This is a genomic window from Vibrio sp. D173a (assembly GCF_030248475.1).
Map to the genome: position 1 here is coordinate 1 of NZ_JAHGAH010001146.1, position 559 is coordinate 559.

The 559-nt window shown below is 43.3% G+C and carries 1 protein-coding gene; it reads left to right on the forward strand.

Annotated features, from left to right (window positions below):
• The coding region (locus KIV40_RS31915) for a polysaccharide lyase family 7 protein (RefSeq protein ID WP_285353340.1) at positions 1 to 559 on the forward strand (559 nt) is incomplete at both ends.

Sequence of the window (559 nt, forward strand, 5' to 3'; positions counted from 1 at the left end):
GATTATGGTTCAATTGGTGGCCAGATGACGGCAACACTGTCGGTTGATCAAGTGAGTACCAGTGGTAACTATAAGAAGACAGGTGCGTTCTCTGTCGTGATTGGTCAGATACACGGTTCAGACAATGAACCACTGAAGATTGTTTATCGTAAATTGCCTGAACATGAGCATGGTTCATTAGCGTGGAACTACGAATTAAATCCACCAAAAGAGCTAAAGAATGCCAAAGATGAAAATGGTAAGAAGCTGCGTAAAGATATTCGTCATGATGTATTTGGCAAGTACAACCTGAAGAAGGGCAGTGCAGATCCAGCAGATGGCATCAAGCTAGGGGAAGTTTTCTCTTACGATGTGGATATTAAAGATACCATCATGCACCTGACATTCACTAAGAACCCAAATTCAGATTCACCAGTTGTGAAAACGTACGAAGTGGATCTAGCGGCTGGTAAATACCAAGGCCACGATGTGGACTTAGGTTACGGTCAGGATTGGATGTATTTTAAAGCGGGTGCTTACAACCAGTGCAACACTAAGAAGTCGAGCTCTGCCTGTGAAT